The sequence below is a fragment of the Faecalibacterium sp. Marseille-Q4896 genome (assembly GCF_017377615.1).
Lineage (GTDB): Bacteria > Bacillota > Clostridia > Oscillospirales > Ruminococcaceae > Faecalibacterium > Faecalibacterium taiwanense.
In genome coordinates, this window is record NZ_JAFREG010000003.1 from 179,390 (window position 1) to 200,362 (window position 20,973).

General features: G+C 59.9%; 19 protein-coding genes. All 19 read right to left on the minus strand.

All coding sequences use genetic code 11. From position 1 onward, the window contains the following. Nucleotides 1-70: 70 nt before the first annotated feature. Nucleotides 71-247 carry a 30S ribosomal protein S21 gene (gene rpsU, locus J3348_RS07080; protein ID WP_005928271.1) on the minus strand — a complete coding sequence of 59 codons (177 nt, stop codon included), beginning with the start codon at nucleotides 245-247 and terminating at the stop codon, nucleotides 71-73. 221 nt (nucleotides 248-468) lie between these two features. Continuing rightward, complete coding sequence (gene leuS, locus J3348_RS07085) at nucleotides 469-3,018, minus strand: leucine--tRNA ligase (RefSeq protein ID WP_207698644.1); 2,550 nt, start codon at nucleotides 3,016-3,018, stop codon at nucleotides 469-471. Between the two features lie 248 nt (nucleotides 3,019-3,266). Next, nucleotides 3,267-3,650 (minus strand): ribosome silencing factor, encoded by a 384-nt coding sequence (gene rsfS / locus J3348_RS07090; protein ID WP_005944348.1) that lies wholly within the window; start codon nucleotides 3,648-3,650, stop codon nucleotides 3,267-3,269. A 22-nt stretch (nucleotides 3,651-3,672) separates the two neighbouring features. Then, a complete protein-coding gene (locus tag J3348_RS07095) occupies nucleotides 3,673-5,046 on the minus strand; it encodes an LCP family protein (RefSeq protein ID WP_242702908.1) in 1,374 nt (457 codons plus the stop codon). Between the two features lie 138 nt (nucleotides 5,047-5,184). Beyond that, nucleotides 5,185-5,763 carry a bis(5'-nucleosyl)-tetraphosphatase (symmetrical) YqeK gene (gene yqeK / locus J3348_RS07100; protein WP_005944360.1) on the minus strand — a complete coding sequence of 193 codons (579 nt, stop codon included), beginning with the start codon at nucleotides 5,761-5,763 and terminating at the stop codon, nucleotides 5,185-5,187. Beyond that, nucleotides 5,714-6,397, minus strand: a complete 684-nt coding sequence (gene nadD / locus J3348_RS07105; RefSeq protein ID WP_207698645.1) for a nicotinate (nicotinamide) nucleotide adenylyltransferase — start codon at nucleotides 6,395-6,397, stop codon at nucleotides 5,714-5,716. Before nadD ends, yqeK begins: the two co-directional genes overlap by 50 nt. 2 nt (nucleotides 6,398-6,399) lie before the next feature. Next, nucleotides 6,400-6,696, minus strand: coding sequence for a YhbY family RNA-binding protein (locus J3348_RS07110; RefSeq protein ID WP_005944364.1), 297 nt, complete (start codon nucleotides 6,694-6,696; stop codon nucleotides 6,400-6,402). A gap of 257 nt (nucleotides 6,697-6,953) precedes the next feature. Then, nucleotides 6,954-7,589: an RdgB/HAM1 family non-canonical purine NTP pyrophosphatase gene (gene rdgB, locus J3348_RS07115; RefSeq protein ID WP_207698646.1), complete on the minus strand. Its 636-nt coding sequence runs from the start codon at nucleotides 7,587-7,589 to the stop codon at nucleotides 6,954-6,956. A gap of 13 nt (nucleotides 7,590-7,602) precedes the next feature. Next, the gene (gene ftsY, locus J3348_RS07120) at nucleotides 7,603-8,553 is read right to left on the minus strand and encodes a signal recognition particle-docking protein FtsY (protein ID WP_005944371.1); all 951 of its coding nucleotides are present in this window, start codon (nucleotides 8,551-8,553) and stop codon (nucleotides 7,603-7,605) included. A 31-nt stretch (nucleotides 8,554-8,584) separates the two neighbouring features. Beyond that, nucleotides 8,585-12,142: a chromosome segregation protein SMC gene (smc, locus tag J3348_RS07125; RefSeq protein WP_207698647.1), complete on the minus strand. Its 3,558-nt coding sequence runs from the start codon at nucleotides 12,140-12,142 to the stop codon at nucleotides 8,585-8,587. Next, nucleotides 12,143-12,817, minus strand: coding sequence for a ribonuclease III (rnc, locus tag J3348_RS07130; RefSeq protein WP_005944374.1), 675 nt, complete (start codon nucleotides 12,815-12,817; stop codon nucleotides 12,143-12,145). 18 nt (nucleotides 12,818-12,835) lie between these two features. Next, nucleotides 12,836-13,852, minus strand: coding sequence for a phosphate acyltransferase PlsX (plsX, locus tag J3348_RS07135; protein ID WP_207698648.1), 1,017 nt, complete (start codon nucleotides 13,850-13,852; stop codon nucleotides 12,836-12,838). Between the two features lie 15 nt (nucleotides 13,853-13,867). After that, nucleotides 13,868-15,241: a methylenetetrahydrofolate--tRNA-(uracil(54)-C(5))-methyltransferase (FADH(2)-oxidizing) TrmFO gene (gene trmFO / locus J3348_RS07140; RefSeq protein ID WP_207698649.1), complete on the minus strand. Its 1,374-nt coding sequence runs from the start codon at nucleotides 15,239-15,241 to the stop codon at nucleotides 13,868-13,870. A 12-nt stretch (nucleotides 15,242-15,253) separates the two neighbouring features. After that, nucleotides 15,254-17,338: a type I DNA topoisomerase gene (topA, locus tag J3348_RS07145; RefSeq protein WP_097781621.1), complete on the minus strand. Its 2,085-nt coding sequence runs from the start codon at nucleotides 17,336-17,338 to the stop codon at nucleotides 15,254-15,256. Between the two features lie 128 nt (nucleotides 17,339-17,466). Next, nucleotides 17,467-18,603 carry a DNA-processing protein DprA gene (gene dprA, locus J3348_RS07150; protein ID WP_207698650.1) on the minus strand — a complete coding sequence of 379 codons (1,137 nt, stop codon included), beginning with the start codon at nucleotides 18,601-18,603 and terminating at the stop codon, nucleotides 17,467-17,469. Further along, nucleotides 18,600-19,382, minus strand: coding sequence for an RNA methyltransferase (locus tag J3348_RS07155; protein WP_207698651.1), 783 nt, complete (start codon nucleotides 19,380-19,382; stop codon nucleotides 18,600-18,602). Before J3348_RS07155 ends, dprA begins: the two co-directional genes overlap by 4 nt. Nucleotides 19,383-19,585: 203 nt before the next feature. Then, nucleotides 19,586-19,936, minus strand: a complete 351-nt coding sequence (gene rplT, locus J3348_RS07160) for a 50S ribosomal protein L20 (RefSeq protein ID WP_005928218.1) — start codon at nucleotides 19,934-19,936, stop codon at nucleotides 19,586-19,588. 54 nt (nucleotides 19,937-19,990) lie between these two features. Continuing rightward, a complete protein-coding gene (gene rpmI / locus J3348_RS07165; protein ID WP_005928215.1) occupies nucleotides 19,991-20,194 on the minus strand; it encodes a 50S ribosomal protein L35 in 204 nt (67 codons plus the stop codon). 18 nt (nucleotides 20,195-20,212) lie between these two features. Then, on the minus strand, nucleotides 20,213-20,791 hold the full coding sequence (infC, locus tag J3348_RS07170) for a translation initiation factor IF-3 (protein ID WP_005944384.1): 579 nt from the start codon (nucleotides 20,789-20,791) through the stop codon (nucleotides 20,213-20,215). Nucleotides 20,792-20,973: the final 182 nt, after the last annotated feature.

The window sequence follows — 20,973 nt, forward strand, 5'->3', positions numbered from 1 at the left end:
TACAGGCTCCCCTACATCGGCGTTAGCAACGCGTATGAAATCTAAAGCAACAGCGACTTCAAGTGATCAATTACTTGAACTTGCGCTTGCGGGCTGCTTCGGACTTCTTCTTGCGCTTGACAGACGGCTTCTCGTAAGCCTCGCGCTTACGGACCTCTGCGAGCACACCGCTGCGAGCGGTGCTGCGCTTGAAGCGACGCAGTGCGCTTTCCAGCGACTCGCCCTCTTTAACACGAATTTCCGACATCTTATTCCCTCCCTTGGACCGTGAGGCAGGAATTTCGTTGTTACATGGTAACTAACAGTAGACAGTATAGCGCATTTTCTCCGGTTCGTCAACCTTTTTTTGAAAGTTTTTTGCGCAAAATCTTTGAAAAGATTTTGAATAAACGTTCCCGGGTGTTTTATGCGCCAGTCCGCCTCTGCGGGTAGTTGTATATCCAGCCTTTCGGCAGGGTATCGGTTGGTTTAGCCCTTGACAGCCAGATTGACCAGACGGCCCTTGACGTAGATCTCCTTGACCAGCTGCTTGCCTTCCAGAGCGGCAGCAACAGCGGGGTCAGCCTTGGCGGCAGCAATGGCGGCAGCAGCGTCAATGTCGGCAGCCACCTTCAGGCGGGCCTTCACCTTGCCGTTCACCTGCACAGCGATCTCCACTGTGCTTTCCACGCACTTGGCCTCTTCGTACTTGGGCCAGGGGTAGTAAGCCAGCTGCTCGTCGTGGCTGTGGCCCAGCTTCTCCCACAGCTCTTCGGTCATGTGGGGAGCAAACGGGTTCAGCAGCTGAACAACGGTCTCCAGCTCGGCCTTGGTCGCGCCGCCGTTGTCGTACAGGGCGTTCACCAGCGTCATGAGCTGGGCAATGGCGGTGTTCATCTTCAGGGTCTCGATGTCAGCGCCCACCTTCTTGATGGTCTGGTGCATCAGGGTCTCGACCTGCGGGCGATAGCCCTCGCCCTCCACCAGCTTGTCGCTCAGCGTCCACACGCGGTCCAGGAAGCGGTTGCAGCCTGCAATGGCAGAGGTCTGCCACGGTGCAGCCTGCTCAAAGTCGCCCATGAACATCTCGTACAGACGCATGGTGTCAGCACCGTACTGGTCCACCACCTCGTCCGGGTTGATGACGTTGCCCAGAGACTTGGACATCTTCACGATGGGGTGGCGTGACATTTCGCCGTACTTTTCTTCCAGAGCCTTTTCAGCGGCCTTCTGGCTGCCGTACTCCTTCAGCAGCTTTTCCTGCTCCTCAGCGGGCAGGTTGACAAAGCTGTGGGGGTTCAGGCCCAGGATCATGCCGTGAGCGGTGCGCTTCTGGTAGGGTTCCGGAGAAGGCACAGCGCCGATATCATACAGGAACTTATGCCAGAAACGGCTGTACAGCAGATGCAGGGTGGTGTGCTCCATGCCGCCGTTGTACCAGTCCACCGGAGACCAGTATTCCAGAGCTTCCTTGGAAGCAATGGCATCCTTGCAGTGGGGGTCCATGTAGCGCAGGAAGTACCAGGAAGAACCGGCCCACTGGGGCATGGTGTCAGTCTCGCGGGTAGCGGGGCCGCCGCAGCAGGGGCAGGTCGTCTTGACCCAGTCCTTGTGGCGGGCCAGCGGAGATTCTCCGTCCGGACCCGGCTCAAAATCGGTGATGTCCGGCAGGGTCAGGGGCAGGCTGCTCTCGGGCAGGGGCTGCCAGCCGCACTTTTCACACTTGACCATGGGGATGGGCTCACCCCAGTAACGCTGACGGCTGAACACCCAGTCGCGCAGCTTGTAGTTGACCTTATCGCAGCCCTTGCCGTTTGCCTCCAGCCAGTCGATCATCTTTTTCTTTGCATCGGTGACGGACAGGCCGTTCAGGAAGCCGGAGTTGACCAGCGTGCCGGTGGCCACATCGGTGAAGGCGGCTTCGTCCAGATTGGACGGGGTATTGCCCTTGACCACCTCGATGATGGGCAGGCCGAACTTCTTGGCAAACTCCCAGTCGCGGGTATCGTGGGCGGGCACAGCCATGATGGCACCGGTGCCGTAGGTGGACAGAACGTAGTCCGAGATAAAGATGGGGATCTCGGTATCGTTGACCGGGTTGATGCCCATGACACCTTCCAGCTTGACACCGGTCTTTTCCTTGTTCAGCTCGCTGCGCTCAAAGTCGCTTTTGCGGGCTGCCTCGGCCTGATAGGCCTTGACGGCATCGGCATTCTTGAGGATGCCCTTGTCCAGCCACTCCTTGACCATAGCGTGCTCCGGAGAAACGACCATGTAGGTGGCACCAAACAGGGTGTCACAGCGGGTGGTGTACACGGTCAGGGTATCGCCTGCGGTGGTGCCGAAGTTGACCTCTGCGCCGTGGCTGCGGCCGATCCAGTTCTTCTGCTGGGTGGCAACGCGCTCAATGTAATCCAGACCGTCCAGACCATCGATCAGCTTATCGGCATAAGCGGTGATCTTGAGCATCCACTGGCTCTTGACGCGGTGAACGACCTCGCTGCCGCAGCGCTCGCACACGCCGTTGACAACTTCCTCGTTGGCCAGCACGCACTTGCAGCCGGTGCACCAGTTAACGTTCATTTCCTTCTTGTAAGCCAGACCATGCTTATACAGCTGCAGGAAGATCCACTGGGTCCACTTGTAGTACTCGGGGTCGGTGGTATTGATCTCACGGTCCCAGTCAAAGGAGAAGCCCAAAGCCTTCAGCTGGCTGCGGAAGTGGTCCACATTGTTCTTGGTGACAATGGCCGGGTGGATGTGGTTCTTCATGGCAAAGTTCTCAGTGGGCAGGCCAAAAGCGTCCCAGCCCATGGGATACAGCACATTGTAGCCGTTCTGACGGCGCTTGCGGCTGACCACATCCAGCGCGGTGTAGCTGCGGGGATGGCCTACATGCAGGCCGGCACCCGACGGATACGGGAACTCGACCAGTGCATAGAACTTGGGTTTTTTGTGGTCGATCTCGACATGGAAGGTCTTTTCGTCCTCCCACACCTTCTGCCACTTGGCTTCAACTGCCTTGTAATCGTACTTCATGTTGTTAATCAGCTCCAGACTTTATCCAAAATACCGTTGCTTGGGGGCGTATGCTTTCAAGCTATCTGCCTTTGCCAGAAAACCCTCTCCGTCATCGCTGCGCGATGCCACCTCTCCCGAAGGGGAGAGGTTTTGTGCAGACCGCAGCCTTCCCTCTTTTGCGCAAGCTCCCCCTTTCGGGGGAGCTGTCAGGGCGGACGCCCTGACTGAGAGGGTTCTTTTTTCAGGTAGACAGCTGTTTGCCTGAATCATTCAAGGGTGCTGTCGGGGGTGAGGTACTCGGAGATATCAATGGGCTCACCATCTGCCCACAGGTGCTCCAGATCGTAATAGGTGCGGGTGTTGGGCACGAATACGTGCACGATGACGTTGGAATAATCCAGCAGCACCCAGTTCTTGGAGTCGTAGCCCTCCGTGCTGTAGGGCTCCAGACCCTTCTGGGAAAGCTCGTACTCCACCTCGTCGGCCAGAGACGCCACCTGCGTGGTGGAAGTGCCGGAGGCAATGACAAAGTAATCGGTGAGCACGGTCAGGCTTTCCACCTTGAGCACGCGCACATCGTGGGCCTTTTTCTTATCCAGGATCTTTGCGATCTCAATGGCAAGCGCCTTGCTGTCGTTGAAGTTCTCCATATGTTTTTCCTTTCTGTCAGTTTCAGTTTGCGGAGCCTGCGGCCTGACCGTCGGTGGTAACAGCGCCATCAAGGTCTGTATCGCCGCTCAGGATGGCATCGTCCGACTCCTTATCGATGCGGCCCATATACTGCACGTTGGCATCGGTGGATGCACTGCCGTGGGGCCACTCGTCGGTGACAAGGTTCATTTCGCTCACATCAATGGGGCCGGTGTAGGTGCAGAAATACTGGTTGAGCAGGTTTGCAATGGAACCCGCATCCGGCACCACGCAGGAGTAACCGGCAAAGGTGTCGGTCTTGCCCACGTTGGGCACGCCCATGAATACCGGCGTCTGCGCCAGAATGATGTTGGAGCTGTCGAGCTTGAGGAAAGACACCACCAGCTTTGCAATGGTGGAAATGTCCATATCCGTCTTGATATAGTTCTTGAACACCAGCGGCAGCTGGTTCAGGATATCGGTAACGCCCATGGCGCGGGCACGCTTGAACAGGCCGGCATAGAAATAGCGCTGCATGTTCAGGCGGTCGATATCGGAATTGGCGTAGCCGTCGCCGTGGCGGCAGCGCACAAAGAACTCTGCCGATGCACCGTTCAGATTGCGGTAGCCCTTGAGCAGCTTGCTGCCGCCGTAGGACATATCATGAGGGATATACACCTCAATGCCGCCAAAGTTATCCACCATATCCACCAGTGCCTGCATATCCACCGTCACATAGTAATCGATGGGCAGTCGGAACTGATCGTAGATGACATCGGCCAGAGCGGCGATGCTGCCGCCGTTGGAGATTGCCACCGAGTTGATCTGATAATTCGTGGCGGCGTAGGTCTTTCCATTGGAAAGGGTGATCTTTTTGTTCTTGGTGGTGACAAGGCTGTTGCGGGGGATCTGCAGCATCCGCAGTGCACCGTTCTTGATGTCGAACTGCACGTACAGGATCATGTCGGTCATGCCGTCGTTGGAAGTGGGGTCGTTGGAATAATTGCGGCCCTCTTCATAGTCGATGCCGCAGACCAGAATGTTCACCACATCGCCCTTGTATTCCTCGGCTGTCTTGACCTCTTCCTCAATGGTAGGGGTGCTGTCGTCCGGGCGGATGCTGTCCTCCACCTTGTTTACAAGGCTGACTCCGTACACCACCACACCGGAGATCACCGCGATGATGGCCATGACCACTGCAAAAGGCAGCCAGAGGGGCATTTTCTTTTTCTTTTTGCGGCGGCGCGGCGGCTTCTGCCCTGCTCCCTGTGCCGGGCGGCGCGGCGGCTCATTGTGTGCACCGCCTGCGCTCTGCTTTGCATCCGTGCTGGATGCAGCGTGGCGCGGTGCGGCTGCTGCCGGATCCGGCCGGTTCAGAGAACGCGAAGTATTGATATGGCGTGGCGTCTGGCTCATGCTTTTTTGTATCCTCCAGATTTTCGCGGTCCTGCAAAAAAATGTTCCTGCAGACCTGTCATGCTCTTAAGTATAGCATTATCCGACGAAATCTGCAATCCGTTTTCTGTTTCCGCTTGTTTCAGAGCAGCTGTGCTCTCACCGTTCATTCTTCCCGCTGCGGGCAAGGATATCCTCATAGGCAGCCTTGGACATCGGGTCAAGGGGCTTGCCCTGCGAGAGCACAAAATCGTTGGTCTGCTTCAGCGCGGCCAGCATAGCGGCATCCAGATTCTTTTTTTCCAGCTTGCGCAGCTTTTCCACGCCGGGCCAATCCCGCTCCGCGCTGGTCATATCGGCCAGATACAAAATTTTGTCAAGCCGGGTCATGCCGGGTTTGCCCGCCGTGTGGCAGGCAATAGCGCTAAGCACCGCTTCGTCGGTCACACCCCACTGGGTGCGGGCCAGAATGGCGGCGCACACGCCGTGCCACACCGGGGCCGGGCGCTCTTCGCCGCCCTCGGCATACTGGGGGTAAGCGCGCAGAATCTCGCGCATCTCATCCTTGCTGATTTCCTTGGCGGAGTCGTGCAGCAGGGCTGCCAGCGCGGCGCGCTCCTCATCCTCACCGTAGATCTTTGCCAGCTTGACGGCCATTTTTTTTACATTCAAGGTATGCTCATAGCGCTTATCGCTCAAGCGGCCGCGCACAAGCTCCTTTGCCTGTTTGAGGTTCATTGGCTGATACTTCCTTTTTGTAGAGTTTCTCCCGGCGGATGACCGCCCGCACCGCCTCCGGCAGCTCAGCTTCACACCCTTCGCCTGCAGTCAGACGGGTGCGGATGTCGCTGCTGGCCATGGGCAGCGCCTGTACCGGTGCAAACAGGATGCGTGCCCCGGTGGGGTCCAGCCGGAGAGCCTTTGCGTGCAGCTCGGGGTCGTCGCCCAGATGGCGGCTGGTGACCACCAGATGGGCAAGGCGCAGGATATCCTGCCAGCGGTGCCAGCCGTCAAAGCTCAGCAGCATATCGCTGCCAATGGCAAGGTACAGCTGTGCCCCGGGATTTTCCCGAGCCAGTTTTTCCACCGTGAGCACCGTATAGTTGCGGTTTCCGGCAGCGGCCTGCTCGATCTCCCAGCCGCTGACCTCCAGCTGCGGGATGGTGTCCGCATCCTCTTCCAGTGCATGGAAGCAGCTGCACATTTCCAGCCGCAGTGCGCCCGGCGCAGAGGTCTTCTGCTTGAAGGGCGAAAGCCCGGCAGGCATCACCACCACCTTATCCGGCTGCACGCGGGCAGCGGCAGCGCGCAGATTGTTCAGGTGGCCGTTATGGGGCGGGTCAAATGTACCGCCGTAGAGAAGAACTTTCATTTTTACTTCAGCAGGTCGGCGTAAGCGCTGTCCTTTTTCTTCTGCAGATACAGCACGAACTTGGAGCCGATCACCTGTACGCAGTCGGCACCGGTGGCCTCAGCCAGCTTGACCGAAGCTTCACGGGCATTGTACATGCTGTTTTCCAGCACCTTGAGCTTGATGAGCTCACGGGCATCCAGACAGTCCTTCACGCCCTGGATCATGGTCTCGTCGATCTCGCCCTTACCCACGATGAAAACGGGGTCCATGGTGTTTGCCTTGCCGCGCAGAATGGCGCGCTGTTTGCTTGTCAGCATAGTTTTTCTCCTTTATTTTGAGGTTGATATTTCGATAAAGAAACGATTTAGAATTGTCTCCGCTTGTGGTGAGAAACTCCTTCAGTCAAAGCCTTGCGGCTTTGCCAGCTCCCTCAAAGAGGGAGCCTTTGGCAGAAACGAAACGCTTGCCGGACTGCCAAAGGCCCCATCTCCGAGGACGACTTCCCCCGGCCGGGGGAAGATGTCACCGTAGGTGACAAAAAGGGGAATCTGTCTGCGAAGCAGACTGGGGGAGTTCATTCTGCCAGAAATCCCGGCAGCTGTTGTTCCAGCACCGCCAGCGCATTGCCGCGGTGGCTGATGGCGTCCTTTTCATCCGGGGTCAGCTGGGCGTAGCTGCGGCCCTCGGTGTTGGGGCGCTTATCGTGCTTTCCCACGCCGCAGTCGGCGGGGATGAACAGCGGGTCGTAGCCAAAGCCGTAGTCCCCGCACAGCCGTTCAAAGGCGATGCTGCCCGGGCACTCGCCCATGCAGGTCAGATGCCGCCCATCCGGCAGGATGAAGCACACCGCGGACACGAACTTTGCACCCCGCTGCCCGGCAGGCACAGCCTGCATGACATCCAGAAGCTTGTCGTTGTTGGCTTCGTCGTCGCCGTGGCGGCCGCAGTAGCGGGCACTGTAGACGCCGGGCGCACCGCCCAGCGCATCCACGCACAGGCCGGAGTCATCGGCGATGGTGGGAAGACCGCATGCCTTGCAGATGGTTTCAGCCTTGATGAGGGCGTTCTCGGCAAAGGTGGTGCCGGTCTCCTCCGGCTCGATGGTGATGCCCAGCTGCTTCTGGCTGACCACCTCGTGGCCCTGCGCTTCCAGAATGCGGCGCAGTTCGCGGAGCTTTCCGGCGTTGCCGGTAGCTGCACAAATTTTCATGCTGCGATCCTCCTTAGTGCTTCCACTGGCGCGGGAGCAGCTCTTCCACAAAGCCCTCCGGGGTAAAGGGCAGCAGGTCGTCGATGCCCTCGCCCACTCCGATGAAGCGCACCGGCAGGCCCAGACGCTGCTTGACCGCCACCACGCAGCCGCCCTTGGCGGTGCCGTCCAGCTTGGTCAGGATGATGCCTGTAGCATCTGCAGCCTTGCAGAATTCCTTGGCCTGACTGATGGCGTTCTGACCGGTGATGGCATCCAGCACCAGCAGCGTTTCAAGGCTGGCTTCCGGGCTGGCCTTCTTGACGCTGCGGCTGATCTTGGAAAGCTCTGCCATCAGGTTTGCCTTGTTGTGCAGACGGCCTGCGGTGTCGGCAATGACCATGTCATAACCGCGTGCGGTGGCAGACTTTACGGTGTCGAAAATGACAGCCGCCGGGTCTGCGCCCTCGCCTGCGCTCACAATGGGCACACCGGCGCGGTCGGCCCAGATCTCCAGCTGTTCGCTGGCTGCGGCACGGAAAGTATCGCCTGCGGCCAGCATCACCTTTTTGCCCTCGCGGGTGTAGTGATCGGCCAGCTTGGCAATGCTGGTGGTCTTGCCCACGCCGTTCACGCCAATGACCAGAATGACGGCCGGCTTGCCGGAAAGATCCATCTCGGCATCCGGTGTCATTTCCTCGGCAATGATGTCGCGCAGGGCATCCGCCGCCTCTTCGCCGGTCTTCAGGCCCTTTTCGTGCACACGGTCGCGCAGCTTATCCACCAGACGCACGGCCACCTCGCCGCCCACATCTGCAAGGATGAGCTGCTCTTCCAGATCATCGTACATATCATCGTCGATGACGCTGCCGGTGAGGGTGTTGAGGATATTGCCCCAGAAACCGGTGCGGGTCTTTTCCAGACCCGTTTTCATTTTTTCCTGTTCTTTTTCTTTGTTTTTCTTGCCAAATCCGAAGAACCCCATGGTGTCCTCCTATCTTTTTCTTTAATATATATCAGGAAACCAGCGTTGCGTCAACCTGTTCCAGATCAAGCTTGAGCAGCTTGGACACGCCGTCCTCCTGCATGGTAACGCCGTAAAGCACATTCGCGGCTTCCATTGTGCCGCGGCGGTGGGTGATGACGATGAACTGGGTCTTGTCGCTCACCCGGCGTAAGTACTGGGCAAAACGCACCACATTGGCATCGTCCAGAGCGGCTTCGATCTCGTCCAGAATACAGAACGGGGCCGGGTTGACCGCCAGAATGGCAAAGTAGATGCTGATGGCCACCAGCGCCTGCTCGCCGCCGGAAAGCGCTTCCAGATTTTTGATCACCTTGCCCGGCGGTGCCACCCGGATGCCGATGCCGCAGGACAGCACATCGCTTTCATCCTCCAGCACAAGGCTGGCTTCGCCGCCGCCGAACAGCTCGGTAAATACGCGGCCAAAGTTTTCGTTGATGGCACGGAAGCTGTCGGAGAAGATTTCCCGCATCTGTGTCGAAAGCTTGGAGATCATGCGGGTCAGCTCATTGCGGCTTTCCTCCACATCGGTCACCTGATGCATCAGGGCATCGTAGCGGGCCTTGACCTCCTTGTATTCCTCGATGGCGCTCACATTCACGCTGCCAAGGGCGCGAATTTTGCCGCGCAGGTCGGCCACCTGTGCGCGCAGGGCCGTCAGGCTTTCAAACTCCACGCAAAGGTTCTCTGCCTGACTGACCGAGAGCTGGTATTCATCCCACAGCTTTGCCACGGTCTGGTCGTACTCGGTCTCGGCAGCGGCCTTGCGCTCTGCAAGGCGGGCCATCTCGCGCCCCATTTCCTCGCGGCTGTCGGAGGAAGTACGCGCCCGGCTCAATGCTGCTGTTTCAGCCTGCTGGCGTTCCAGCCGCTGTTCCGTGGCTTCCCGGATGGCCTTTTCTTTTTGGGCGATCTCGGTCTGGCTGTCGGACTTTGCCTGCCGGATGGCTGCAATTTCTGCCCGGCAGCTCTCGCTGCGCTGTGCCAGTGCCGCAAGGCTTTCTTCCAGCGTGGCGCGGCGGGCAGCGGCATCCTGTGCCCGCTGTTGCAGCGCTGCGATCTGGCTGTAGGCCAGTTCTGCATCCTTCTGGCGGGTCACCTGTTCCAGCCGCTTTGCGCTGAGCTTTTGGCTCAGTTCGGTCTGCTGGGCCACAAAGTTGTCGTCACCTTCGGCAATTCGGTTCATCTCCGCCGTCAGCAGGTCGATCTTTGCCGTCAGCCGGGCCTGCAGGCTGGCAGCTTCCTCTGCTTTGCCACGGCTCTCTGTCAAGGCCGCCTGCAAAGCATCGATCTGCTGCTGGCCGTTGCTGCGGGCCGTTTCCAGCTGGGCGGCAGCAGCTTCCAGCCGCTTCTGCTCTGCCTCGGCACGCACTTTGTCGTTGGCGGCGGTGATCTGTTCACTGGCCGTGGCGGTCAGCTCTGCCTGAAGGGCATCCACCTGCTCTTTGCAGCGGTCGGTCTTTTCCTGTGCAGCAAGGCAGTCTTTTTGTAACTTGGCCGCTTTCACCCGCAGCTCTTCCATCTCCTGCTTGCGGGTGAACAGGCCTGCGCTGCGCTGGACGCTGCCGCCGGTAAAGCTGCCGCCTGCATTGATCACCTGACCATCCATGGTCACGACCTTGCTGCGAAAGCCGTTGTCCCGCGCCACGCGAGAAGCTTCGTTGATGTCGTCCACCACGATGATGCGGCCCAGCAGGTTCGATACGATGTTGTCATACCGGCGGTCGGCCTGCACCAGACTGGAGGCAAGCCGTGCCGTACCGGAGAGTCGGCCACGGAACACGCCGGGCTGGACGGTATCCAGCGGCAGGAAGGTGGCGCGGCCTGCATTGTCATTGCGCAGCAGGGCAATGGCCGCTTTGGCAGCGGCTTCGTTCTCTACCACGATGTTCTGCAGCGCACCGCCCAGAGCCGTTTCCACAGCCACTTCACAGCCCGGCTCCACCTTTAAGATGGCGGACACCGGCCCGATGATGCCCCGCAGGCGGCGTGCACCGGCAGCACGCATGACGGCCTTGACCGAGTTTTGGTAGCCGTCCATGTTCTTTTCCAGTTCCCGCAGCACGGAAAGGCGCTGGCGGGCCGCATCCAGCTCACGGCCAAGGCACTGCTCTGCTGCGTCGGCATCGTCCAGCGCAGCCTTGCGGCCTTTCAGCTTAAGTTCCACGCCGGAACGGACATTTGCCAGCTGCTTCTCGTTTTCTTCCAGCATCCGGCGATACTTGATGGTGTCGTCCAGATCCTGCTTTGCTTCGTCCCGCTGGGCGGTGCTTTCCTGCACGCTCTGCTCAAGGGCAGGCAGGCGCTGGCGGGCTGTTTCCCCGGCAGCTTCGGCAGCGGCCTGCGCCACCTGCGCTTCGGTGCGCCGGGCTGTCAGGCCGGCAAGTTCCGCTTTCAGGGTATCCTTGCGGGCACCGCTGGCACTGCTGGCATCGGTCAGACGTGCGATCTCCGCGTTTAACGCTTCGATCTCTGCCGCCAGCTTTTCGCCCTCCGCTTCCATGGTCTTTGCCACGGCACGGTGGCGCTGCAAGGCGGCCTGTGCCTCGGTGCTGTCCTGTTCCCCGGCGCTGATCTCTTCCTTCAGGGATGCGGCGCTCTCCTCGTTGCGGAGGATGTCGTTTTCCAGCACAGCGATACGGCTCTCCGACCCGCTGATCTGCTCGGTGATGCTGCGGATATCCCCATTCAGGCGCTCAACAGCAACCGTAAGCTGCTGTGCCTGCATCCGGATCTCCTCAGCCTCCTGCTCGGCGGCTTTCGTCTCCCGGTCAAAGCGCTCGTAGTCGGCCTGTGCTGTCTCGTAGTCCCGCACCTGCTGGCGCACGGCTTCGCGCGCGCGGTGCACACCGTCGGTCCACAGGGTCACTTCCAGCGTTTTGCGCTGTGCGGCCAGCTCGAGGAACTTTTCTGCCTTGGCGCTCTCTTTTTCCAGCGGGCCTACCCGGCTTTCCAGCTCGCCAAGGATGTCCCGCAGGCGTTCAAGGTTTTCGCCCGCCGCAGCAAGGCGGCGTTCCGCCTCGGTCTTGCGGTAGCGGTACTTGGCAATGCCGCAGGCTTCCTCAAAGATCTCGCGGCGCTCACTGCTTTTTGCGGCCACGATCTCCGCAATGCGGCCCTGCCCGATGACCGAGTAGCCGTCGCGGCCAATGCCGGTATCCAGCAAAAGTTCGTACACATCCTTCAACCGGCACACCTGCCCGTTGATGGTATACTCGCTGTCGCCGGAGCGGTAATATTTGCGACCAATGGTCACTTCGTCCGCATCCACATCAAAGGTGTGGTCTGCGTTATCCAGCGTCAGCCGCACCTGCGCAAAGCCCATGGCTCCGCGCCGCCGGGTGCCGCCGAAGATCACGTCCTCCATCTTGCCTGCCGCGCGCAGCTGGCGGGAGCTAGTCTCGCCCAGCACCCAGCGCACTGCGTCCGAAAGGTTCGACTTGCCGGAGCCGTTGGGACCCACCACACCGGTAACGCCTGCGTCGAACCGAATTTTGACTTTATCGGGAAAGCTCTTGAAGCCCTGGATCTCCAGTTCCTTGAATACCATTTACTTTTCCTTTATCACGCCCAGCAGCTTGAGCGCTTCTTTTGCGGCGCACTGCTCAGCGGCCTTTTTGCTGCGGCCTTCGCCACGGGCCACGCGGTCAGAGTTGAACCGCACCGCCACCACGAAATGCTTGTCGTGATCCGGGCCGGACTCGCTTTCTACTACATAGCTCAACCGCTCTTCCGGGTTCTGCTGCACGATCTCCTGCAGGCGGGTCTTGTAGTCGGCCTCGGCGTGCTTGCCCTCGGTGATAAAGGGCAGGATGAAGCTGCGGGCCACATCCATGCCGCCATCCAGATACAAAGCCGCGATCAGCGCTTCAAACGCATCGGACACCACGCTGGGGCGGGTGCGTCCGCCGCAGCGCTCCTCGCCGCGGCCAAGGCGCAGGTACTCGCCCAGATCGATCTCCTGCGCGAACTGGAACAGTGCACCCTCGCTGACAAGGCTGGCGCGGATGCGGGTCAGATCGCCCTCCGGCCGGTCGGCATAGGCGTGGAACAGATAGTCTGCCGAGACGATCTGCAGCACGCTGTCGCCCAGAAATTCCAGCCGCTCGTTGTGCTTGACCGGGGTGCGGCTCTCGTTGGCATAGCTGGTATGGGTGAGCGCGATCTCCAGCAGCTCCGGGTTTTTGAACTTATAACCAATAATTGTTTCCAACTGATGGCTCATGGTCGTTTTTACTCCCTTTTATTCCTCAGTTTTCTGTGCCGCAGCCAGCTCGTCCAGCGCAGACTGCATGGTGCCGCACAGATCGTTCTCCACGCAGATCTTTGCCTGACGGATGGCGTTCTTGATGCCCTTGGCCTTGGAAGAGCCGTGGGCCTTGATGACCGGCTGCTTGGCCCCCAGGAAGGGTGCGCCGCCGTACTCCTCGCTGTCCATCTGGTGCTTCAGGTCTGCCACGCTGCCCTTGAGCAGCAGGTAGGCCAGCTTGCCGCCGAGGTTTGCGAGGAACATTTGTTTCAGCATGCCCAGCAGCATTTTTGCCACGCCCTCGGTCAGCTTGAGGATCACATTGCCGGTAAAGCCGTCGCACACCACCACGTCCACTTCGCCACCCGGCACATCGCGGGGCTCGATGTTGCCCACAAAGCGGATGCCGGGGGTGGTCTTGAGCAGCTGGTGGGCTTCCTTGAGCATGGGGGTTCCCTTGCTCTCCTCCGCACCGTTGTTGGCCAGCGCCACGCTGGGGCTGCGGCGGCCCTCCACCCTGTTCACATAGCAGCTGCCCATCACGGCAAAAGCTGCCAGCATTTCGGGGCGGCACTCCACATTGGCACCGCAGTCCAGCAGCAGATAGGCCTGCTTTTTGGCGGGCACCATGGTAGCCAGAGCCGGGCGCTTGATGCCCTTGAGGGTGCGCACGATCAGGCTTGCGCCCACATGCAGCGCACCGGTGCTGCCGGCGGAAACAAAGGCATCACCCTTGCCGTCCTTGAGCATGTTCAGGCCCACCACGATGGAGGAATCCTTCTTCTGGCGGATGGCGCGGGCAGGCTCATCACACATGTCGATGACCTCGGTGCAGTTCACCAGCTCAATGCCGTCCAGCGGAATGCTGTTTTCCTGTGCGGTCCTGCGCACCAGCGCTTCGTCGCCCACACCTACGACGGTGATGCCGTACTCTTTCACGGCCTGTGCGGCACCCTCCAGCACAGCCAGAGGGGCGTTGTCGCCGCCCATCATGTCCACGATAATCTTCATAGCTTTTCTCCCTTCTTAAAGAGAAGTTTCATCCAGCCAGTGCTGGAAGCTGGCAACAGCGCGCTGAGCCTGTGCCATGTAACGCAGGCGCTTGTCCCGCGGGCGGCTCTCCTCCGGCAGCGGAGGAAGGATGCCCATGTTTGCGCCCATGGGCTGGAAGTGCTTGTTCTCGGTGGTCAGGTACTGCACCAGCGCACCGCACATGGTATCCACAGGCGGGGCGGGCAGCTCTTTGCCTTCCAGCCGGGCATACAGGCTGCGGGCCGCCAGCAGGCCGCAGGCAGCGCTTTCCATATAGCCCTCAAAGCCGGTGATCTGCCCTGCAAAGAACACATTGGGGTGCTCTTTCAGGCACAGCTGGGCGCTGAGCACCCGGGGCGCATCGAGGAAGGTGTTGCGGTGCATGACGCCATACCGCACGAACTCGGCATTCTCAAGGCCCGGGATCATGCTGAACACCCGCTTCTGCTCTCCCCACTTGAGGTTGGTCTGGAAGCCCACGATGTTATACAGGGTGCGCTCCTTGTTCTCGGCGCGCAGCTGTACATTGGCCCATGGACGGTGGCCGGTGTTGGGATTCACAAGGCCCACCGGGCGCAGCGGGCCGAAGCGCATGGTGTCGGCACCCCGGGCGGCCATAATTTCGATGGGCATACAGCCCTCGTAGACCGTGACGGTATCGGCCTTTTTGCCGTGGGCATCCGGGTCGGGCTGAGCAGACTGCTCGGCCCCGGTGTCAAAGTCGTGCAGCGGGGCGCGCTCGGCAGACGCGAGAGCCGCGTGGAATTTCTCGTACTCTTCCTTGTTGAAAGGGCAGTTCAGGTAGTCGGCCTCGCCCCGGTCATAGCGGGAGGCGGCAAACACCTTGTTGTAGTCCAGACTTTCGGCGGTGACGATGGGGGCCACAGCATCGTAGAAGTGCAGCCGCTCGTCCCCGGTCAAGGCCCCGATCTCATCGGCCAGTGCGCCATCGGTCAATGGGCCGGTAGCCACCAGAATGGGGGCAGATGCATCGATGTGCTCCACCTGCTCCCGGTGGACGGTGATATTTTCACAGCTTTCCACCATGCGGGTCACTTCGGCGCTGAATGCGTCGCGGTCCACCGCCAGCGCACCGCCAGCGGCCACGCGGGCTGTCTCGGCGGCGGTCAACAGCTGGCTGCCCATCCGGCGCATTTCTTCCTTCAGCAGGCCGGAAGCAGAGTCCAGCCGCTCAGCTTTCAAGCTATTGGAGCAGATCAGCTCTGCAAAGCCTGCGCTTTTGTGTGCGGGCGAAAAATGCACGGGCTTCTGTTCGTACAGGTCTACCTGCACGCCCTTGCCAGCCAGCCAGAGGGCGGCTTCACAGCCCGCAAGACCCGCGCCCAGCACGGTTACTTTATAGTTCATAGTTTTATCCTTTTAGTCCTTTTTCGGCACCGGCATCTCGTAGCCGCAGCCTTCCTTTGCGCAATACAGCTTGGAGCCTTTGCGGAACATGGTGCTGCCGCACTTGGGGCACTTGGTGGGCACCGGCATGTCCCATGTCATAAAGTCGCAGTCCGGGTAGCGCTCGCAGCCATAATAGATGCGGCCCTTGGAGCTTTTGCGCTCCAGCATACGGCCTTTGCCGCACTTGGGGCAGATGCCGCCGGTATCCTTGACCAGCCGCTTTGTGCCCCGGCACTCCGGGAAGCCGCTGCAGGCCAAAAACTTGCCGTACTTGCCCACCTTGATGACCATGGGCCGGCCGCACAGGTCGCATACCTCACTGGAAGGCTCATCCGGCACCTTGACCTTCTTGCCTTCCATGTTCTTTTCGGCCTGCTCGAGGCTTGCCGCAAAACCCTGATAGAAGTCATCCACCGTCTTGTGCCAGTCGGCCTTGCCGCTCTCGATCTTATCCAGATTCTTTTCCATCTGGGCGGAGAAGTCCACATCCACGATGTGGGGGAACTGTTCCAGCATCAGGCCATCCACCGCCCGGCCCAGCAGGGTGGGCTTGAGCTTTTTCTGGTCGCGCTCAACATAGCCGCGGTCGATGATGGTGGTGATAATGGGTGCGTAGGTGGAAGGACGGCCGATGCCGTTTTCTTCCAGTGCCTTGATGAGGGTCGCTTCGGTGTAGCGGGCGGGCGGCTGGGTGAACTTCTGCTCGCTCTTCAGGTCGCGCAGCTTCAGCACCTGACCCTGCTCCAGCGGAGGCAGGGCGGTCTCCTTCTTTTCCTTTTCGTCGGTGGCTTCCTCGTACAGGACGGTGAAACCGTCAAAGGTAACGGTATAGCCACTGGCCTTGAAACGGTAGTCCGCCGCGCTGACCGTGACAGACACGGTGTCCTGCTGACAGTCTGCCATCTGGCTGGCCATGAAGCGGCTCCAGATCATGCGGTAGAGCTTTGCTGTGTCGCCGCTGATGCTCTTGTCCACCTCGTCCGGTGTCAGGGACGGCACCGAGGGACGGATGGCCTCGTGGGCATCCTGTGCGGCAGTGGCGCTCTTGGTCTTCCATGTGCGCTTGTAGGGGCAGATATAGGCTTCACCGTAGGCCCCTGCGATATATTCCTTTGCGGCGGCAACGGCTTCATCCGAGATGCGCAGGCTGTCGGTACGCATGTAGGTGATCAGACCCATGGTGCCGTGGCCCGCAATGTCCACGCCTTCGTACAGGGTCTGGGCAGCGCGCATGGTGCGGGTGGCCGTAAAGCCCAAGCGGCGGGATGCCTCCTGCTGCAGGGTACTGGTGATAAAAGCCGGAGTGGGCTGCTTTGCCCGCTTGCCCTTTTTCAGCTCTGCCACCACGTACTCGGCCCCTTCCAGACCCTTTTCAATGGCGCGGGCCTCGGCTTCGCTTTTGGGCAGCAGCTTTTTGCCGCTGGCATCGGTGGCCAGCCGGGCGGTAAAACTCTTGTGGCCTGCGCCGAGGGTGGCATCCACGTTCCAGTATTCGTCGGGCTTGAAACTCTCGATCTCCTTTTCGCGGTCATCGATCAGGCGCACGGCCACGCTCTGCACGCGGCCTGCGGAAAGGCCCCGGCGCACCTTGCGCCAGAGGAACGGGCTGAGCTTGTAGCCCACCAGACGGTCCAGCACACGGCGGGCCTGCTGTGCGTTGAACAGATCTTCGTCGATGGCGCGGGGATGGGCCATGCCCTCCTTCACGCCCTTTTTGGTGATCTCGTCAAAGGTCACGCGGTTCGGCTCGTGGGGGTCCAGCCCCAGAATGTTTGCCAGATGCCAGCTGATGGCTTCGCCCTCACGGTCCGGGTCGGTTGCCAGCAGCACGCCGTCTGCGTGTTTGGCCTTGCTCTTCAATTCCTTGATGAGCTTTTCCTTGCCTTTGATGCTGATGTACTGTGGGGCATAGCCGTGCTCCACATCGATGCCCAGCTGGGAAGCGGGCAGGTCACGGATATGGCCCATGCTTGCGGTGACCTCGTAATCATCGCCCAGATACTTGCCAATGGTTTTCGCCTTAGCAGGCGACTCCACGATAACCAGTTTCGCCATTCGAGTTTACTCCCATTTCAAATTTTCTTTCTTCTCTATCAGGAACGCACCGTGCAACTGCACAGTACGGGATTCTCTATTTTTATATCATACCACAGCTGTTGTGTGCTGCGCCAGCAGAAATTATACTATTTTATCACATACCGCTTGCCCGGCATGCACAGCACCCGGCCGGAAAGCTCCAGCTTCATCAGGGTGCCCAGCAGCACCGCTGTGGGCAGGCCGCTGCGCACGCAAAGCTCCTCAATGCCAAGGGGCTGCGGCCCAATGCAGGAAAGCACCTTCCGCTCATTCTCGCTCAGAGGCTCCGGCTGCTTTGCCGTCACCGCCGCTGCGCTCTGCCGGCGCAGGCCCAGCGGGCCAAGCAGGTCCGCAGCAGAACACACGGCACGCGCTCTGCCGTCCCGCAAAAGGCCGTTTGTGCCTGCGGAATTGGGCGAGTAGATGCTGCCCGGCACCGCGAACACCGGCTTGCCATAGCGTTCGGCGTGAGACACGGTGGACATGGTGCCGCTTTTTTCCTGCGCTTCCACCACCAGCAATGCAGAGCTGAGCGCCGCAATGAGCCGGTTGCGCTGCAAAAATCCATTTGGGCCAACGCCCTCACTGCGGGGCGGGTACTCACTGATCACGCAGCCCTTCTGCTCGATCTTGTGCCGCAGCACCACATTGGCCGCAGGATAGGTGCGGTCGATGGGCACGCCCATCACAGCAATGGTAGGGCAATTGTTTTTGACAGCAGCGCGGTGCCCGGCGCTGTCCAGCCCGTCCGCAAGGCCGCTGACGATCAAAGCGCCGCTTTGGGCCAGTTCCCCGCCAATGTCCGCCGCTGCGTTCAGACCGTATTCGGTAGGCTTGCGGCTGCCCACGATGCCCACCGAGCCCGGCTCGTTGAGCCAGAGCGGATCGCCGGTGCAGTAGAGCACCAGCGGCATATCCGGGATGCGGGAAAACGCCAGCGGATAGTCCGGATCGTCAAACGGCAGGATGCGCACACCCAGATCATCGCACCGCATCACCAGTGCGTGATACTGTTCCGGGTCCAGCTGCTGTGCGCGAAGCGCGGCAGCATCCCCGGCTGCAGCACGGAATTCAGCGGTGTCCCGCGCTTCCCATGCTTCCTGTGCACCGCCAAAGGCATCCAGCACACGGCCCGCGTGAACGCTGGCCGGGCCAAGCACATGGGCCAGCCACAGCCAGCACAGCAGCGGGTCCGGGGCAGGCTCCGGCGGGAAAAGGCTGGTCTGCCCTGCAAGGCCGCTCATAGGCTTTCCTCCCGGAAATGCCACAGCAGAATGCTGCCCGCAATGCCGGCGTTCAGGCTTTCCACCCGGTCGGTCATGGGGATGCGCACCGTGCTGCTGCAGGCAGCAATGGTCTCATCGGTCAGACCCTGCCCCTCGCTGCCGATGACGACGCAGACGCCGCCGGGGCAGCTTGCCTGCGCCGCGCTCAGCGGCTGAGACTTGTACAGCGCGGCAGCAAGGCAGGTGATACCCTTTGCGCGCAGCTGGGTGATGGCATCGGGCATGGCACCGGCTTCGATCACCGGGATGCGCACGGCGGCTCCCATGGAAGCGCGCAGGGTCTTGGGGGCATACACACTGGCACAGCCGTCGCTCAGGATCACACCGTCAAAACCAAAGGCCGCAGCAGAGCGCAGCAGGGTGCCCACATTGCCGGGGTCCTGCACCCGTTCCAGCGCCAGATACCGCCCGCCGGTCTTCACCTCGTCCAGTGTGTGCACCGGGGTGCGGAACACGCCGAACACTCCCTGATGGGTGCCCACATCGGCCAGCTTATCGGCCACATGGTCTTCCACAAGGTAGTGTTCACCGGGCAGCCCGGCAAGCTCCGGGCACTTTGCCATAGCGCTCTCCGTATAAAATAAGGTCTCCAGCTGCGCACCGCGGGCAAGCTCCGGGCAGAGCTTGCGGCCCTCGGCCAGAAAGCGGCCCTCGCTGCGGCGGAATGCCGCGCTGGAAGAAAGGCGGCAGGCGTATTTGATCTTTGCGTTTTCCCGGCTGGTGATTTTTTCGTCCATCGTGTGTATTCAACCTTTCGCTGTACTGTCGTTCAAAAAGTAGTCTGCCGTCTTGTTCAAAAAATGCAAAAAGGGCAGCGTCTGCCACAAAGCGTTCCTGCGGCAGGGCGCTGCCCTGAAAAACATGTTCCCCTGCCGTAAGAACCCCGGATACAAAACGGACGCCCGCGTATACGCGCGGGCGTCACGATTCAAGTTCCTAATCAGGCGTTCTTGACGGTCTCGACCAGAGCTGCAAAGCTCTTGGGATCGTTAATAGCCATCTCAGACAGCATCTTGCGGTTCAGCTCGATGCCAGCCTTCTTCAGACCAGCCATGAAGGTGGAGTAGTTCATGCCCAGAGGACGAACTGCGTTGTTGATGCGGCAAATCCACAGGTTGCGGAACTGACGCTTCTTCATGCGGCGGCCAGCCAGAGCGTAGTTGCCGCTCTTCATGACCTGCTGCTTGGCCATCTTAAAGTGCTTGCTCTTGCAGCCGTAGAAGCCCTTGGCCAGCTTCAGCATCTTCTTACGACGTTTGTGAGTCATGGTTGCGCCCTTGATACGTGCCATTTTTTATATCTCCTTTAGTTGTCTCAATAGAATGTGTTTGCCTGCGGCTCGCTCTTAGGCGTAGGGCAGCATGCTCTTGATGGTAGCTGCGTTGGTCTTATCAACGTAGCTGGGCTGACGGTAGCCACGGGTCAGCTTGGTGGTCTTCTTGGTCAGGATGTGGCTGCGGAATGCGTGGCCGCGCTTGATCTTGCCGTTCTTGGTCAGCTTAAAGCGCTTCTTAGCGCCGGAGTGCGTCTTCAGTTTCATCTTAGCCATTTTAGTTTCCTCCTAAAATTAGTCCTTATTGGGTTTCGGGATCAGCAGAATGGACATCGTGCGGCCCTCGAGCACCGGCGGCTTATCGGTGGATGCCTGAGGCAGAGCCTCGGCAAAACGTTTCAGCACGTCTGCGCCCAGAGCACTGTGCGCCATTTCACGGCCGCGGAAGCGGATCGAAACCTTAACCTTGTGGCCAGCTGCCAGGAACTTGGCAGTCTGGTTCAGCTTGGTATTGAAGTCGTTGGTGTCAATGTTGAGCGAAAGGCGGGTCTCTTTAACTTCGACCACCTTCTGGTTCTTCTTGGCTTCCTTCTCCTTCTTCTGCTGTTCAAAACGGTACTTGCCGTAATCCAGCACCTTGCACACAGGCGGAACAGCCTGCGGTGCGATCTTGACCAGATCCAGACCAGCATCTTCAGCAGCGCGCATGGCCACCTGAATGGACACAACGCCCTTCTGCTCGCCGTCTGCACCGATCAGACGGACCTCACGGTCACGGATCTGACCGTTGATCTCCAGTTCCTTCGACTTTCCAGCGGTAGCGATAATGAATGCACCTCCAAACAAAATCCATTTTGTTGCAATATTTGGCATAGAAAACGCGGCCGCCCATTTTCAGGACAGCCGCGCAAAAATTCACTCAAAGCCGCAGTCCACTCACAATGAACTGCCTTCAGGTATAGCCCGGGGGATCTTTCCCTCGCAAGGCGAGCGCGGCACAGGCCGTAGCTGCTTTCTTTACCCGGTTATTTTACCACAGGCAGAAAGCGCTGTCA